The 16,386-nt window shown below is 53.3% G+C and carries 12 protein-coding genes and 1 tRNA gene; 7 read left to right on the plus strand and 6 right to left on the minus strand.

Going from position 1 to position 16,386, the window contains the following annotated elements; all coding sequences use genetic code 11:
- Positions 1-12: 12 nt before the first annotated feature.
- Positions 13-414 (minus strand): DUF7793 family protein, encoded by a 402-nt coding sequence (locus tag B0B12_RS07780; RefSeq protein ID WP_483247309.1) that lies wholly within the window; start codon positions 412-414, stop codon positions 13-15.
- Between the two features lie 67 nt (positions 415-481).
- On the opposite strand from B0B12_RS07780, the gene B0B12_RS07785 reads away from it, so the two are divergent.
- From B0B12_RS07785 to B0B12_RS07805, 5 genes are all read left to right on the plus strand, one after another.
- Positions 482-2,926, plus strand: a complete 2,445-nt coding sequence (locus B0B12_RS07785; RefSeq protein WP_076667182.1) for a bifunctional aminotransferase class I/II-fold pyridoxal phosphate-dependent enzyme/GNAT family N-acetyltransferase — start codon at positions 482-484, stop codon at positions 2,924-2,926.
- Positions 2,927-2,962: 36 nt separating this feature from the next.
- Positions 2,963-4,648 (plus strand): PAS domain-containing hybrid sensor histidine kinase/response regulator, encoded by a 1,686-nt coding sequence (locus B0B12_RS07790; RefSeq protein ID WP_076667184.1) that lies wholly within the window; start codon positions 2,963-2,965, stop codon positions 4,646-4,648.
- A 75-nt stretch (positions 4,649-4,723) separates the two neighbouring features.
- Positions 4,724-4,915: a CsbD family protein gene (locus tag B0B12_RS07795; protein WP_076667186.1), complete on the plus strand. Its 192-nt coding sequence runs from the start codon at positions 4,724-4,726 to the stop codon at positions 4,913-4,915.
- A 179-nt stretch (positions 4,916-5,094) separates the two neighbouring features.
- Positions 5,095-8,319: a SusC/RagA family TonB-linked outer membrane protein gene (locus B0B12_RS07800; RefSeq protein ID WP_076667188.1), complete on the plus strand. Its 3,225-nt coding sequence runs from the start codon at positions 5,095-5,097 to the stop codon at positions 8,317-8,319.
- A gap of 11 nt (positions 8,320-8,330) precedes the next feature.
- On the plus strand, positions 8,331-9,728 hold the full coding sequence (locus B0B12_RS07805) for a SusD/RagB family nutrient-binding outer membrane lipoprotein (protein ID WP_076667190.1): 1,398 nt from the start codon (positions 8,331-8,333) through the stop codon (positions 9,726-9,728).
- Between the two features lie 63 nt (positions 9,729-9,791).
- Here the strand turns inward: B0B12_RS07805 and B0B12_RS07810 are convergent, their stop codons facing one another.
- Entirely contained in the window at positions 9,792-10,226 is a 435-nt protein-coding gene (locus B0B12_RS07810; protein WP_139337777.1) for a hypothetical protein, read from the minus strand.
- A gap of 501 nt (positions 10,227-10,727) precedes the next feature.
- Positions 10,728-10,801 (minus strand) — tRNA-Ile (locus tag B0B12_RS07815).
- A 90-nt stretch (positions 10,802-10,891) separates the two neighbouring features.
- Here B0B12_RS07815 and B0B12_RS07820 point away from each other — a divergent pair.
- Entirely contained in the window at positions 10,892-11,524 is a 633-nt protein-coding gene (locus B0B12_RS07820; RefSeq protein ID WP_076667788.1) for an HAD family hydrolase, read from the plus strand.
- Positions 11,511-12,797 (plus strand): site-2 protease family protein, encoded by a 1,287-nt coding sequence (locus B0B12_RS07825; protein WP_244554631.1) that lies wholly within the window; start codon positions 11,511-11,513, stop codon positions 12,795-12,797. The genes B0B12_RS07820 and B0B12_RS07825 overlap by 14 nt, the downstream gene beginning before the upstream one ends.
- A gap of 590 nt (positions 12,798-13,387) precedes the next feature.
- Here B0B12_RS07825 and B0B12_RS07830 read toward each other — a convergent pair.
- The 3 genes from B0B12_RS07830 to B0B12_RS07840 form a co-directional block, all read right to left on the minus strand.
- Complete coding sequence (locus B0B12_RS07830) at positions 13,388-13,690, minus strand: rhodanese-like domain-containing protein (RefSeq protein WP_076667194.1); 303 nt, start codon at positions 13,688-13,690, stop codon at positions 13,388-13,390.
- Positions 13,687-15,471, minus strand: a complete 1,785-nt coding sequence (locus B0B12_RS07835) for a T9SS type A sorting domain-containing protein (RefSeq protein ID WP_170871832.1) — start codon at positions 15,469-15,471, stop codon at positions 13,687-13,689. The genes B0B12_RS07830 and B0B12_RS07835 overlap by 4 nt, the downstream gene beginning before the upstream one ends.
- A gap of 76 nt (positions 15,472-15,547) precedes the next feature.
- Positions 15,548-16,324 (minus strand): PASTA domain-containing protein, encoded by a 777-nt coding sequence (locus tag B0B12_RS07840; RefSeq protein WP_076667198.1) that lies wholly within the window; start codon positions 16,322-16,324, stop codon positions 15,548-15,550.
- Between the last annotated feature and the right edge of the window lie 62 nt (positions 16,325-16,386).

A 16,386-nucleotide genomic window follows, 5' to 3' on the forward strand; every position in this document is an offset into this window, starting at 1 on the left:
AGGGCTTTTTGTTTATGCTTTAAACTGAGAGAGCCATTGCACGGCTTCTTCTTTGCTTGTAAACATGCGGGTGGGGTTCTTGGGCTTATTCACATGGATGTAAATGTTGGCCGCCATCTTCACCATCGGCGAAGTCACCAGAATTGCACTGGCCACTACGCCTGCATTACCTTCATCGGCCAGATAGTCACGTGCTTCTTTGGTGGAGTGCTTTACCTGTGTAATGTCGAACAGGCTCGGGTATACCTGCCCGTCGATGTAGCCTAAGCGGTCCTGCACGCAGATACGGGCTTTGTCCAGGTCGAGCTCCTTCACCTCGTTATAAATACAGTACAAGATTCCCTCCCTCAAATAAAGTTCGAGGCAATCCGTTTTAATTGGACTCTTTTCGTATTCTTTTTCGAAATTTGCCATTCAATTTTGAATTGGATCTGATGTTTGTGTGTTCGGCTAGAGCAAGTATGCAAGCATAATAAATTACATGGCAAAGATACGACATAATAACATCATTGATACGGTAGATTCCGTACTTTCTGTTTCCAAAAAAAAGGGAATCATTCACCTGCATGCGGAAGACCAAAGCCTTAGTGGTCAGCACTTAACGCTACATGGTCAGCAGGTGCTGCACTTTGGCACTTGTGGTTATTTGGGACTGGAGCACCACCCGCAGGTCAAGCGCGGCGCTATCGATGCCATTGAGCGCTATGGCACACAGTTCCCGATGTCGCGCACCTATATCTCCAATCCCTTGTACCGCGAACTTGAGGTTTTGATCAAGCAGATGTACAACGCACCGGTCGTTATCTCTAAAAATTGTACACTTTCGCACCTCACTGTTATACCTAGCATCATCCGCCAGTCGGACCTCGTTATACTTGACCACCAGGTACATGCCAGCGTGCAGGAAGCCGTAAAGAAGTTGCTCAGCCAGGGCGTGACCGTGGAGATGGTGCGCCACAACAACCTGGAGATGCTCGAAGACCGCATCAAAAAGCAGCGCGGCAAGTTTGAGCGCATCTGGTACATGGCCGACAGTGTATACTCCATGTACGGCGACTTCGCCCCTATCCAGGACCTGATCGCCCTCGCCGAAAAGTACGAGCAGCTATACCTGTACGTGGATGATGCGCACGGCATGAGTTGGGCTGGCAAAAACGGAACGGGCTATGCCATGAGCCAAATGCCGGACGGCCTCTACCGCAAAATGATCCTGACTGCCAACTTGGGCAAGGCCTTCGGAGCCTGCGGCGGCTTGTCGCTTTTCCCGAATGAAGAATGGTATAACAGAGTCAACAACTTTGGCGGTCCACTTACTTTTTCGGTGCAGATAGAGCCGGCCACACTGGGAGCTGCCATTGCGTCGGCTAAAATTCACCTGAGCGACGAGATCTATACCTACCAGCGGGAACTGCAACGCAAAATTGCCTATTTCAACCAACTACTGAAGCAAACTGACCTGCCGCTGGTACACGAAAGCGAGAGCCCGATCTTCTACATCGGCACGGGCACCATGGAAATGGGCAACCACCTGGTGCAAGACTTGTTGCAGGATGGTGTGTACGTGAACCTGGCGACCTTCCCGGCTGTGCCAGCCAAAAACATCGGGGTGCGCATAACCATCTCCCTCACCAACTCCGACGAAGACATCGCGGAACTGGTGCGCAAACTCCAACTCCATTTTCACCTTGCCCTGGCCGCCACCAACCAGACACAGGAAAATATCCGGAAGGCCTTTAAGATGGCGCCGCTCGTTCAGTCCCTTGCTCCTGCAGTTACTCAGAAAGCTGTTGCCAGCGGCATCCAATTGCAGCGCTATACCTCCATCTCCCAAGTCGAGCCTGAACTCTGGAACGAGTACCTGGGTCATCGGGGGATGTTCGATTGGGAGGGCATGCGTTTTCTGGAAGAATCATTCAGCAACAACCCGGAAAAGGAAAACAACTGGGATTTTCGCTACTATACCGTGCAGGACCCGGAAGGAAAAGTGGTGCTGATGACCTTTGCCGCCATTGCCTTGCTCAAAGAAGACATGTTCTCACAGGCCTCCATTTCTAAAGCACTGGAACGCGAACGAGAGGCTAACCCCTATTACCTCACCACTACTGGTATCGTGCTGGGCAGCTTGTTTACCGAGGGCAACCACCTATACCTGGACCGCAGCAATCCTTACTGGAAAGACGCGCTGAAGGCCCTGCTGTCGGAACTAGGCAAAGAGCAGGAAAAAAGCCAGGCCAGTAGCATCCTACTCCGCGACCTCGACGATATGGACCCGGAACTGGACGAGTTTATGGTAGAGCAGGACTTCGTGAAAATGCACCTGCCGGAATCTTGCGTGGTGGAGAATTTGAACTGGACCGACGAGGAAGGCTACAGAAAGACACTCAGCAAGAAAGGGCGTGAGAATTTCGTGCAGAAGATCAAACGCAACGAGCACTTCTATGACGTGGTAGTAAAGGACCGGCTTGAACCCGAAGAACTGCAGCACGCCATGGCCCTGTTCCGCAACGTGAAAAACAACAATTTCGCCATCAACAACTTTTTGTTTCCGGAGAAAATGTTTCAGCAGCTCAACGAGAGCAAGGCTTGGGAGTTTATCGTACTTTATATTAAAGAGGAATACTCGATCAACCGCAAGCCGGTAGCCGTTGCCTTCTGCCACAGAAACGCGGCCAATGTCTACAGTTTTATGCTGATCGGGATGGACTACGAATACCTGATGACCTATGGAATATACAGGCAAACGCTTTACCAGGTGATCAAGCGCGCCAATGCCCTGCAGTGCACGCAGGTAAACATGGGTATATCGGCTACCATCGAAAAAAAGAAAGTTGGTGCAACCCCTTATCCAAAAGCGGGTTATTATCAGAGTAAAGACAATTTTGCGCTGGAAATGATGGGCGCCACCTTTGCCGTTGAAAAAGAATAAAACAAGACCACCGAAAGCGGTGAAAAAACAAAGCGAGTGAAAGTACTGAAAGAGCGAATAGAGGAGATCATGTCCCTCATCACGGAGGTGGCCAGCGGAAACTTCGACTACCAGATCGAAACATCCGAAACGGGTGACGAAATGGATGCTGTGATTGCCGGGATCAACATGCTGGGCCAGGAGCTGAAGACCTCCACTGTGTCCAGGGATTTCATGCAGAGCATTTACCAGGGCGTGGTAGACATGATGCTGATTCTGAACACCGACTTCACCATCCGGTCCGCCAACGAATCGGTGGAGGAAGCGCTGGGTTATACAGAAGAAGAGCTCAGAGGCAAGCACTTGTCTGTCCTGCTCACTAAGGCACACATACCGACGTTGGTTTCGCTGATGGAGCAGTGCCGCTCCCAGGACAAATGCCTGAACAAGGAACTGCTCTTCCAGACAAAGCAAAAACACGAAGTACCTGTTGCATGCTCTTTTTCGCACATTCGCAACAGCCACAAGGAAGTAGACGGCGTGCTGATTGTCGCTAAGGACATTACCGAACTGAAACAAAACGAGAAAGCGCTGCGCAAGGCAAAACGCAAAGCCGAGGAGGCAAACGAGGCCAAGAGCAACTTCCTCTCCAGCATGAGCCACGAGATCCGGACGCCGCTCAACGGCATTATGGGCTTCACGGACCTGCTGCTGGGCACCGAGCTGAACGACACCCAAAAGCAATACATCAACCTGATCAAGACTTCGGGCGCCACACTTACCAAACTGCTGAACGACATTCTGGACCTGCACCGGGTAGAGCAGAACAAGATTTACCTGGAGGCCATACCTTTTGAGCTTCGTCATGAGCTGGAGGCCAGCCTGAGCCCTTACCAGCATCTGGCCATCGGCAAAGGTCTTCGCTTTGCCTGTTCATTTGATGCGTCTGTGCCGCAGTGGGCCATTGGAGATCCGACCCGCATCAACCAGGTGGTAGTGAATCTGGTGAGCAATGCCATTAAGTTTACCGAAGAAGGAAGCATTGACGTGCTCTTCAAAGCCGAACCGCTGTCAGAGGAAGAGCTGCTGCTTTACTGCTCCGTGAGCGACACCGGCATTGGTATACCTGCCGACAAACAAGCCATGGTATTCGAGTCCTTTACCCAGTCCGACCAGTCTACCTCCCGTAAGTATGGAGGCTCGGGGCTAGGGCTGGCGATCAGTAAGAAACTGGCCAAGCTGCTACAGGGCGACCTGCAGGTGATCAGTCCACTGCCGGGCCAGCAGAAAGGTTCTCTTTTCTGGTTTACGATCCGGCTCAAGCGCATGCAGGCCAAGCAGCAGCCGCAGCCCGAAGCAGAAGACGACAGCACCTATCAAGTACCCGCAGGCAAGCACTTGCTTGTGGTAGATGACAACGAGATTAATGTGATGCTGCTCGAGACGGTGCTCGAAAATTTTGGTGCAAAGGTATCCACCGCATTCAGCGGACAGGAAGCCATTGACCTGGTGCGCAAAGATAAGTTTGACCTGATCTTTATGGATGTGCAGATGCCCGGCATCAGCGGACTGGAGGCAGCCCGTACCCTGCGCCAAGAAAGTTACGACCTCCCGATCATCGCCTTTTCGGCCAGCGCCTACAGCAGCGACATCGAAAACAGCTTGGCATCGGGCATGAACGACTACCTCTGCAAGCCATTCGAACAAAGCGACCTGGTGGGGCTACTTAAGAAGTGGATCTAGTCCACCGATAACGCCGTTTCTGTTTCAGACGTATATACAGGTATAAGACTTGTTTAATTTTAAACGAAGAATACGATGAACGAAGCAGAATATAGAGCCAGAGGAAACTGGAATGAATTGAAAGGTAAGATCAAAAAATCTTACGCTGACCTGACCGAGGACGATTTGACGTACCAGGAAGGACAGCAGGATGAATGGCTTGGCAAACTCCAGCAAAAAACCGGAAAAGCCAAAGGAGATCTGAAACGATGGATCGACTCGCTATAGGCTGAAACAAGTAATTAACAGCAAAAAACACCCCGCACAGGTTACGTCCTGCTGCGGGGTGTTTTTTTATAACTGCACAAATACGCAGTATGTTATAACAATATTGCTTTTATATTAATTAAACATTTCCTATATTCAACGAAACTAATCTCAATACCTTAAAACTCACTGATTGAATTATGGGCAAAAATCTACTTTCCATCATTTTGCCGCTATTGGTGCTCTGGACTTCCAGCGCCTTTGCCCAGGACAGGGCAGTTAGCGGTAGAGTGACAGAAGCCTCGACGGGCAATGGCCTGCCCGGGGTAAGTGTTGCTGTTAAAGGCACAACGACTGGCATCGCAACCGATGCACAGGGCAATTACCAGCTTCGCGTACCAGAGTCCAACGCCACGCTGGTTTTCCGCTTTTTGGGCTATACCACTAAGGAGGTATCGGTTGGCAACCAAAGCACGATTAACGTGAGCTTGGAGACCGATGCCCGCCAGCTTGATGAAGTGGTGGTGACCGCGCTCGGCATCGAGCGAAGCGAACGCTCACTGGGCTACGCCACGCAGCAGGTGCAGGGCGAGAACCTGACCCTCACCAAAGAGCAGAACGTGCTCGGCTCTCTGGCTGGTAAAGTAGCCGGTGTGCAGGTAACGGGCTCTTCCGGTGCCAGCATGGGCGGTACTCAGAAGATCAAGATCCGTGGCGTGAACTCCCTCAATGGTGGCGACCAGCCCCTGATTGTGGTGGATGGCACCCCGATCTCCAACGCCAACTTCGCCGGCGCCGACCAGGCCGACTACGGTAACCTGGCGCAAGACATTAACCCGGAAGACATTGAGTCAATCAACGTGCTGAAAGGCCCGGCTGCCTCTGCCCTCTACGGTATACGCGGGCAGTACGGCGTAATCATGATCACGACTAAGAAAGGTCAGAAAGGACCTAAAAAAGTAGGTATACAGATCAACTCCGCTTTCTCAGTAGAGAAAGCAGTGAACTTCATGCCGCTGCAGAACATGTATGGTGGTGGTTCAAGCCAGACCTGGCGCACCCTGCCAAATGGTGACAAGTACGTGGACGTATCAGTGGACGAAAGCTGGGGACCCAAAATGGACGGCACCCCTGTTCGCCAGGTATTCAGCTTCTACCCGCAGGACCCGGAGTACGGGCAGCTCACTCCTTTCGTACCGCATCCTGATAACATCAAAGACTACTACGAGACAGGCTATAACCTGAACAATGGCGTGACCATTACGGGAGGCAACGAGAACAGCACCTTCCGCCTCAGTGTGAACGATACCCGCGTGGAGGGTGTGGAGCCCAATACCTGGCTGAATCGCAACAACGTAGGCCTGAGCGGCAGCCTGGACCTGTCCAAGAAACTGACAGCGTCTACCAACATCAACTACGCCCGCAACAATGCACAGCGTCCCTCACAAGGTTCGGAGTATGGCTCTCGCTACATGGTGCAATGGTTCCAGCGCAACGTGGACATGAAGCGCATGAAGAACTACAAGTACGACGACGGCACTTTCCTGAACTGGAACCTGCGTCGCCCAAGCACCACTACCGGCGAGGTCACCAACTTCAACCCGCTGTATTGGAATAACCCTTTCTTTGAGGCCTACGAGAACATCAGCAACGACAACCGCGAGCGTATTTTTGGCGATGTAAGCCTGACCTACCAGGTTCTGCCTTCGCTGAAAGTGAGCGGCCACGTGCGAAACGACAGCTATACCCAGAACATCGAAACGCGCCAGGCTTTTGGTGGCAGAAGAGTGCCGTCTTTCACAACTGGCAAGTACCAGGGCCGTGAAACCAACTACGAGTTGCTGGCGCAGTACACGAAACAATTCGGTGACTTCTCCCTCAACATAAACGCTGGTGGCAACGTGTATGACACCCGCTACACGGCGCTTTACATGGCTTCGGAAGGCGGTCTAGCCAACCCGGGCTTCTACAACATCAAAGGTTCCATCGACCGCCCGACTACCAGCCAGACACTGCGCCGCAAGCAGGTGCGCAGCTTATATAGCATGGCTTCTGTAGGCTATAAAGACACCTACTTCATCGACGCCTCCATCCGTAACGACATCTCCTCTACCCTGCCGCCTGATAATAACTCCTACTGGTATCCATCGGTATCGGGTAGCATGGTGTTCAGTGAGCTGATCGGCTGGAACCCGCTTTCTTTCGGTAAGATCCGCGCCAGCTACGCACAGGCAGGTTCTGACCTGAGTGCTTATCTGACCACACCTTACTTTGGAACAGGCACGATCTACGCAGGTCCTTCGACAGTGAACACACTGTTTGTGCCGGACAACCTGCAAAACCCGCATGTGAGGCCTTCTTTCGCACACTCGTACGAGGCAGGTATAGACTTGCGCTTCCTCAACGGTCGCTTGGGACTCGACCTGACGCTGTACCAGATGAAGAACAAAGATCAGATTCTGCAATTGCCAGTTTCTGGCACAAGTGGCTATGCCACCACCACGATCAACGCTGGTCTGATCCAGAACAAAGGTGTTGAAATAGTGCTGAGCGGCACACCGGTACAGACGGACCTCTTCACCTGGAATACGGTATTCAACGCAAGCCGCAACCGCAACATGATCGTAGAGCTTCATCCGGACATCGATGTACTGACACAGTATTCTACCACGTACTCTTCGGTTACCTCATACCTCAACCACTACGCGGGCCAGCCTTACGGCAGCCTGGTAGGCACGGCTTACCAGCGTGACCCGGCCACTGGTCAGAAATTGATCGGCGCTAACGGCATGCCGCTCTACACAGACGCAACCCACAACTTCGGCACTGTACAGCCCGACGCGACGGGCGGTTGGCAGAACATTTTCCGTCTTGGCAAGTTTGACCTCTCCGCCATGATCGACTACCAGTTTGGCGGCCAGTTCTTCAGCCGTTCTAAAATGCTGGCCGTGCGTACCGGTCAGGACCCGCTCACAGTGGCAACCAACGACCGCGGCGCTAACGTGCGCGATGCACTCGAAGCAGGCGGCGGTGTGAAAGTGGAAGGCATCTACGCACCGGGCACAAAGGTGAATGGCGTGGATGTAAGCGGTCAGCCGGCCTCTAACTACGTAAACGCGCAGTCATACTACAATACCGTGGTAGGTCGCCGTGTGTACGAAGAGTGGCTCTACGACGCCTCTTACATCAAGCTGCGCGAAATTCGCCTGGGCTATACCCTGGACAAGTCGATGCTGGGCCGTCTACCGTTCCAGAGCGTGGGCGTGGCTTTGATCTCCCGTAACGTGGCGCAACTGTGGCAGAAAGCACCGGAGGGCATCGACCCTTCTGAGATTTCGACCGGTTCGCAGTCCATCAGCTGGTTCGAGTCTGGCGTGGCCAACTCGGTGCGTTCGTACGGCATTAACCTAAACATTACTTTATAAGGACGATGAGAATGAAGAAAATATATGCAGTTATCCTGTCCTGCTTTCTGCTGGCGAGCTGCGATAAGTTTGAAGAGGACATCAACATTAACCCCAACGACCCGAGCAACGCCTCCGCTACGCAGCTGATCGCCAATGCGCAGTTGTCGCTGTCGAGCCTGAGCGCCACGCCTGCGGCCCAGTTTCATGCCCAGTACCTGTCCGAGACCCAGTACCCGGGTGCCTCCCTTTACCCCGATGGTGGTACCAGCTTTTACTGGATCTACCAGGGTCCGCTCATGAACCTGGAAACCGTGCTGACGACGGCCAACCTGAGCACAACCGAAGGCCCGATCAGCAATCAGCTGGCTGTGGCTAAGATTCTCAAGGCCTACTACTTCTGGCATGTGACCGACCGCTGGGGTGATGTGCCTTTCAGCGAGGCCCTGCAGGGTGTACAGAACTTTACACCGAAGTACGACAGCCAGGAGTCGATCTACAACAGCCTCTTCACTTTACTGGAGCAGGCCAATAACGAGATCGTAGCTGGCAACATCTCCAACGACATCGTCTACAACGGTGACATCAACAAGTGGAAGCGCCTGGGCAACACGATCCGGATGCTGATGGCCTTGCGCCTATCGGAAGTAGACCCAGCCAAGGGTGCTGCAGAGTTCAACAAGGCGCTGCAGGCCGGCATCATGACCTCCAATGCCGACAACCTGGTGTTCCGTCACCTGGCCGACGCTAACAACCAGAGCTACTGGTATGGGCAGGTATCGAACCAGAACCGTGAGTGGTGGGCGCTGACTGAAACGCTTGTGAGCGAACTGAAGCCGGTAAATGATCCACGCCTGCAGGTATACGGCGCTCCCGCCCGTACCTCCGGCGAGTACAGAGGCCTGCCTTACGGCACTGTGCAAGGTCTGCCAAACGTAACCAACTACTCACTGATGGGCCCAGCCATCTGGAAGCAGGACGCACACATCCAGCTGGTAACCTACGCGCAAGCCCTGTTTGCCAAAGCTGAGGCAGCCAAGCTCGGCTGGATAGGCGGCGGCGATGCGGAAGCAGAGATCAATTATAACAAAGCCATTGAGCAGTCGCTGCTGCAGTGGACGGGCAGCGCAGCCGGTGCTTCGGCCCTGCTGAGCCAGGAAGGTGTTGCCTACGACCCGGCTAATGCCGTCGAGCAGATTGCGACGCAGCGTTGGGTGCACCTGTTTATGCACGGCTACGAAGCCTGGGCTGAATGGCGCCGCACCGGTTACCCTGCCAACCTGGTGGAGCCGGACGGCAAAGCGGTACCACGCCGCAACAGCTACCCAGCCACTGAATCCTTCAACAACGCCGCCAACTATAACGAGGCAGTACAACGCCAGTTCGGCGGACAGGACAACCTGTACGGCCGCGTATGGTGGGATAAGTAAGAGTTTGTTTAGTTGAGTGTGTTAAGAGAAGGCCGCTCCCGGGTTTGGGAGCGGCCTTTTTGTTTAGTATCCTTTCAGCCATTCCAGTCCATCCCGTTCTATCAGAAAGTACTGAGTCTCGAAGAAAGGGGTCTGTTCTTTTACCCGCCTGTCGAGTTTCTCGTTGGTATGCTGCTGAAAGAAGTTGGTAGAAGAAATAATGGCTAGTTGCTTCAGGTTGCTTTGGGAAATCGTCCGTATAGAGATGGCCGCCAGCCAGCCCTGGTCATCCATAGTTAGCACGCCCATGCGCTGGTTGTTGATGAGCAATTTCTGCAGCCCCATTTCTAACAGCACACGACCTGTTTCCTCAATTCCCAGACGGTACTCGTGGCTATTTACCGGCCGCAGCCAACGCACGAGCAGCATGGTGTGTTGGGCATCATGCATGATCTCCACAAAATCAGTCGAGAAAAGACAAGCCTGCTGTATGTTATCGGGCTGGGTAATTGTATGCATTATCGGAATTGCACCTTGCTGCAGTAGCATAGGGTAAATCATGTAAATACTAGGTATACAAGAATCCGGCTTAAGTCTTTGACTTAAAATTACCTAAGAAAATTGAATACTGTTTCGCAAAAGTAGTTATCGAAGGCAATATACGCCACACTTTTTGTACTATTTTTAACAGAAGACTACTGCTGAGGTTAAACTGCATGCTTGCATGGAAGTAGTAGGTATATAAAAAGTACTCGGAAGCTGAAAGCAATCAGGATCTGGGAATGGGTAAAGATGCAGGTATAGCCGATGTCATTTTCGTGCAATAACCTAAATAGAACCAGGTTTGGCAGGGAACCTCGGTGGAATAACAGCGAATATGCGAGCTGAAGATGTCTGTTTTTAATAACAGACTCAATATGCTAAAAAGGTATACCACAAGCCTATACCTTGAAGAGTTAGCCTTAGCCCAAAACAAAAAAAGCACCTACCTCTCTCCGAGATAAGTGCTTGATTTTCAAGTGGGCCCAGCTGGAATCGAACCAGCCACCTACTGATTATGAGTCAGTTGCTCTAACCGAATGAGCTATAGGCCCTTTCCCTTAAAAGAAGGCGTTTCTTTTGATTTGGGAGTGCAATTCTACATATTTGTAGGGACAAATTCAAATACAGACCAAAATATTTTCGTGGACCTGACTACTGTTAAAAACATCATTTTCGACCTCGGCGGGGTCATTATCAACATAGATTATTTTAAGAGCATTCGCGAACTGGAGCAGTATTGCACGGCGGGCCATACCATCGAGTATAGCCAACGCGCACAGTCTCACTTGTTTGACCTTTTCGAGACCGGCAACAGCAGCCCAGAAGAGTTTCGCCAGCACCTGCGTGAAGCCTACCACCTCGAGGCCACCGACGAGCAGATAGACGAGGCCTGGAATGCGATGCTACTCGACATACCGGCCGAACGCATTGAGCTGTTGCGTGAGCTGGGCAATAAATACCGCATCTTCCTGCTCAGCAATACCAACGCCATCCACATGAAGCGCTTCAACGAGATGGTGGAACACAACTTTACCATGCCGAGTCTCGACTCGCTGTTTGAGCAGGCTTACTACTCGCACCTGATCGGGCAGCGCAAGCCAGACGCCATCGTGTTTGAGCAGATACTGGAGCAGAACGGCCTGAAACGCGAAGAGACGCTCTTCATCGACGACAGTATTCAGCACATCGAGAGCGCCCGAAAAGTGGGCTTGCAGACGCTCTTCCTGGAGCCGCCGCTCACCATCAACCAGGTATTCCGGGATGCTGTTTCCTAAGCAGCAAGACAGGTATAGCCTGCACCTGCTGCTCTTTGTGCTCACCCTGGTCACGACGACCATTGCCGGAGCCGAGTGGCGCTTCGGCAAGCTGTTTTTCTGGGGGCCGGAGGGCTTTTCGTGGACGGGTACCTTTACCTGGGCCGAACTGGCAGCCGGGCTCTACTTTTCTATCCCTTTTCTGGGCGTGCTCACGGTGCACGAGTTCGGGCACTACTTCACAGCGAAACATTACCGTACCAATGTTTCGCTCCCCTATTACATCCCGCTGTGGTTCGGCATCACGTCTACCATCGGCACCATGGGCGCTTTTATCCGGATCAGGAGCCGTATCTTCTCAAGGCAGCAGTTCTTCGACATCGGCATTGCCGGTCCGCTGGCGGGTTTTGTGGTGGCGATCCCACTGCTCTGGTATGGCTTCACGCACCTGCCCGACCCGGACTATATCTTCACCATTCACCCGCAATATCTTGAGTACGGGCAAGACTACGCCCGGTATGTATACCAGGGAGCGGGCAACTTCTCGCTCGGCAAAAACCTGCTTTTCCTGTTCTTTGAAAGGTATGTAGCCGACCCTGCGCTGGTACCCAATGCCTACGAAGTGATCCATTACCCGCTGCTTTTTGCCGGTTACCTTGCCCTGTTCTTCACAGCCCTCAACCTGCTGCCCATCGGTCAGCTGGACGGCGGACACGTGCTTTACGGCCTGATCGGGTACAAGCGCTTCAACCAGCTCTCGCCGATTTTATTTGCGCTCTTTATCCTGTATGCCGGTATGGGCATGATCTCGCCACACCACGAGCCTCTCTGGGACGACAGCTTGTTAGTAGTTTTGGCGCCTTTCGTATTCTTTGCCTTCCGAGGCATCCTGCACGATAACCGCCGCGGGCTGATGGCAGCGCTAGGCATGCTGCTGGCGCAATACAGCCTATCCGAGACATTCCCGGATCTGGCAGGCTACATATGGGCCTGGCCGGTGTACGTGCTATACCTGTTCTTCGTGCTGGAGCCTGTCACCCCTAAGCTACGCTATACCTTATACCTGACGCTGATTGTGCTGACGGCGCAAGTCGCGATCGCCTGGCTATACCCTAATGCCGACGGTTACAGCGGCTGGCTGGTCTTCGGACTGCTACTCTCCAGGCTGATGGGCATCTTCCACCCTTCCTGCCCGAACGAGGCACCGCTTACGACAGGGCGCAAGGTGTTGGGGATACTGGCTTTCGTGATATTCCTGCTCTGCTTTAGCCCGACGCCGTTTGTGATTGGGTAGGGTTGTCTGAATTTTTATATAAGGCCCTACCCCAAGGATTTACAGGATTAAAGAGGGCCCCTACCCCCACGGATTTACAGGATTCTCGTGCACGATTAACATCCCCCTGCCCCCTTCTTTGTCGAGGGTCCCTACCCCCAAGGGGGATTTTCTGCCGTTGCTAGTTTCTAGGTATAGCTCCGTTGTTTCTGTCACAGACCACTGGCAGGTATAGCAAGACATATTATCAGCAGGCTACTAAGCAAGCAGCAGAGCCAGGTGCGCCTTTTGACTATCCACTGTTGGGGGTGAAGGGGTCCCCCTGTCAAGAGCGGTCAGCGAGTGGGGGTAGGGGCCCTCGATTTGGATAGTCTTGACTTTTTTGCCTACTGGGGGTAGGGCCCCTCGATTTGTGTCAAGACAAAAAGTGAGTGCCCGCCGCACAGGCGAAAAGCCCGCCTGGCTAAGGCAAGCTATGAAATAAGACAATAGCTATACCTAAAGCATACATTGCTATACCTTCCTCACAAGTTAACCTAATAGAAAAAGGGGCCAGAGGCCCCTCTATAGTAGACACGAACGTGGACGCTTGCGCCATACACAAAATAAAATTACCCTTGGTAACCAGTAATGCCGCCAAGTAGGTTGCGAACCTGCTTGAACCCCTGCTGCTGCAGAAAAGCTTTGGCAGAGGCAGACCGCATACCTGACTTGCAGTGCACGATCACCTCCTGGTCTTTAAGATCTTCGATGTCGTCGAGGCGCTGCGGCAGGGCTCCGAGTGGAATATTCTGGGCGCCTTCAATTCTGCTTTCCTGGTGCTCCCAGTCTTCGCGAACGTCGATGATGATGGGTGTTTCGCCCTTGGCCAGTCTTTCCTTGAGTTCCTCGGCCGTGATGTCAGTTGTAATCATAATTTTAGTAGGATGCGTTTGGTAATAAATGTATGATGGTCGGTTTCAATTCGGATGTTGTATAAGCCCGGCGAAAGCCCTGGAAGGCGCACCGGTTCCTGCCAGACTGTTGCTGTATGACGCAAAATCTCCCGCCCGGTTACGTCGTAGAGCGAAAAAGAACGGTAAGGGCCTGAAAAAAATAGTATACCGTTATTGGGGTTCGGGTATACCTTAAAGTCAGCTTCGAACGCTTCTTCTTCCAGGCCTAGCGCCTGCCCCGCCATCACAGGGCGCAGCATCACAGCACCTGCATTGACCGAATCCTGCTGCCAGCCGCTCACGACCGTGTTGTAGAACAAGCGTCCCGTGGTTCCGGCGTTCCGGTCGAAGCCGATGTTCAGGAATAGCGTAGCAGGCTGACTGAAGCCTACGTAGAAGGTGCCCTCAACCGGAACCGGCTGGTTGAGCTCCACTTCATAGAAAGCATTGAGTCCACCATCCTGCTGCACCGGGAAGGACTGCTCATGTAGCGTGCGACCCGGACGACCGTTGTCATCCGCCCAAATTCTGAAGACAATGGACAGGTTGTTATGCCGCACGCCCACCTGCGGAAAATGCACCCGGAATGCCCGAACCTGGTCTGCTGTGGCCACCTCAAAGCGCTGGGCTACCTGGGTGTTGCCGTAGGTATAGAGGCTGCTGTAACCGGCCTCGGCTGTGCCGTCGTCTAGGGCAAAGTAATCGCTGAAGGTGGTGCGCTGCAGGGTACTGTCGTTGGCGCGTTGTCGGGCGTTCTGCTCTTTGGTATCGAGCCAGAAACCGTGTTCCAGCACAAAGCTTTCTGGATTGAGGCTGAGGTTGCTGATGCGAGGTGTTGCGGTAATTAGACGCTGCCGTGCCTGCCCCGGTATAAGGCCTTCTTCGCGCAGAAACGTATCGACCGGCGCGCTGCCGATCTGACGGATAAAGGCACGCCAGGCAATGGCACCCGGCAGGTCGCCCAGGTTATTGAGGCTGGCGGAAATCTCGTCGCGCAGGTATAGCGTAGGGTTGGCCACAAACTGACGGGCCGGCACCGCACTGTAATCCATCAGGAGCGATACACTTTGGCTGATGCCAATGTCGCGGGTCGTGTTCTGCCCACGGCGACGGTTGCGGTCCAGCTCTACATAGTCCACGTTCCAGACATCGCGCAGGGCGTTGCGGGTGCCTTCGCTGCGGAAACGAAACTGAAAACCGTCGTGCAGAAAGCGCTGCTCCCGTACGGCCACCCATACCTGGGCAAATTCTGTTACGAGTCCCGGCGCATTCTGCTGCCATACCTGCACCCAACTGCTGTCGGCGTCTCTGAATTCGAGCCGCAGCAGACGGGGGTTGTTATTATTTCGTTCCGGCGGGCTCCCCTGTCCACCCGACTGCCAGTAAAAACTCAGGTACACCGAGTCGGCTGGCGATAATCCACCTAAGCGGATGGGTTGCGAGGTGAGCGTATCGGTTGGTCCGGCCAGGCTGCTACCATAGGGGTTACCCTGGGCATTGAGTCCGTCGAAGGTGGCCACGTTGCGGGTCGGGGGCCGGAGGGCAAAACGGTTGTTAATGTAGGTACCGCCATTGATCCAATAAGCCGGATCGGGGGTGATGGAAGCGCCGGAAAAGTCGTCGAAAAAAGGAAGTGAGAGTGGGTCGTTCTCTGTTCTGAGTTGAAAAGGCGTACTGGCAGGTATACGGTGCGGGTCCTGCTGCAGGGGCGCAAGCACACCCTGTGCCGAGGCAAAAGAGCCACAGCAGAGCAATGCCATTGTAAACAGAAGCCGTTTTATACCCATTCCTTATAAAAATGAAATGCGCCTGCCAGGTATAGGCAGGCGCATTCGGTTAGTCTATACCTTGCACAGGCTCTTCGCCGGCCACCCAAAGGTCAACCAGTTCGCCTGTACGTATCTTGGCTTTCACATCCGCAATCGGACGCTGACGGATGATGGTGCCGTCTGGCTTGCCGCTGCCAGCCACGTAAATAATGTTCCCGATCTGTAGTTTCTGCCCCACAAGCAGCACCGAGGCCTCATCGAGCGGCATATCTACCACGTTCGGCACTTCAAACTCTGTATTGCCCAGGCCATCGCCTACGTGCAGGTCCACTACAGCGCCTTTCGGCACCAGATCGCCTGGCTGCACTTCCTTGCCATTCACAAACTGCTTGAGTACGGCGCCATGCTGCAGGTCCGGCACATTCGTAATCTTGCCGCGACGCAGGCTGTAGCTTTTCAGGATAAGCTCCGCGTTCTTCACCGAACCGTCGATCAGCTTGGGCATCTTGATCATCGGCGGGTTTTTCATGTTGATGCTGATGTAGATCTTGCGGTTCTCCTTCACTTTGGAGCCCGGCGAAGGGTCTTGCGTCAGAATCTCAAAAGGCTTGTACTCCGGGTGATAGCTGGAGTCGTTTACGAAATAGCGCAGGTTCTGTTCCTCCAGAAAACCTTCGGCATCCGGCAGCTGCATCCCTGTAATCTTCGGCACCGAAATCGTCTCGCCGTGGTTGGTAGCCGAGGGTAGGTATAGGTAGAAGAATCCGAAGATCAACCCGGCCACGATCACGCCCATCAAAGCCAGATGCACCAGCACCCCCACAAATGAATTCGTCTTTAACATTTAATTGATTGTTTGCCCTCGCGGGGCTTTTTAATTTTTGATTGAGTGATTGAGTGAATTGT

It is taken from the genome of Pontibacter indicus (assembly GCF_900156345.1).
Classification (GTDB): Bacteria; Bacteroidota; Bacteroidia; order Cytophagales; family Hymenobacteraceae; genus Pontibacter; species Pontibacter indicus.

Excerpts from the sequence above, each read along its gene's own strand:
- B0B12_RS07785 (WP_076667182.1), top strand. The coding sequence starts at position 482 with ATGGCAAAGATACGACATAATAACATCATTGATACGGTAGATTCCGTA.
- B0B12_RS07780 (WP_483247309.1), bottom strand. The coding sequence starts at position 414 with ATGGCAAATTTCGAAAAAGAATACGAAAAGAGTCCAATTAAAACGGAT.
- B0B12_RS07825 (WP_244554631.1), top strand. The coding sequence starts at position 11,511 with ATGCTGTTTCCTAAGCAGCAAGACAGGTATAGCCTGCACCTGCTGCTC.
- B0B12_RS07795 (WP_076667186.1), top strand. The coding sequence starts at position 4,724 with ATGAACGAAGCAGAATATAGAGCCAGAGGAAACTGGAATGAATTGAAA.
- B0B12_RS07835 (WP_170871832.1), bottom strand. The coding sequence starts at position 15,471 with ATGGCATTGCTCTGCTGTGGCTCTTTTGCCTCGGCACAGGGTGTGCTT.
- B0B12_RS07800 (WP_076667188.1), top strand. The coding sequence starts at position 5,095 with ATGGGCAAAAATCTACTTTCCATCATTTTGCCGCTATTGGTGCTCTGG.
- B0B12_RS07830 (WP_076667194.1), bottom strand. The coding sequence starts at position 13,690 with ATGATTACAACTGACATCACGGCCGAGGAACTCAAGGAAAGACTGGCC.
- B0B12_RS07840 (WP_076667198.1), bottom strand. The coding sequence starts at position 16,324 with ATGTTAAAGACGAATTCATTTGTGGGGGTGCTGGTGCATCTGGCTTTG.
- B0B12_RS07810 (WP_139337777.1), bottom strand. The coding sequence starts at position 10,226 with ATGCATACAATTACCCAGCCCGATAACATACAGCAGGCTTGTCTTTTC.
- B0B12_RS07805 (WP_076667190.1), top strand. The coding sequence starts at position 8,331 with ATGAAGAAAATATATGCAGTTATCCTGTCCTGCTTTCTGCTGGCGAGC.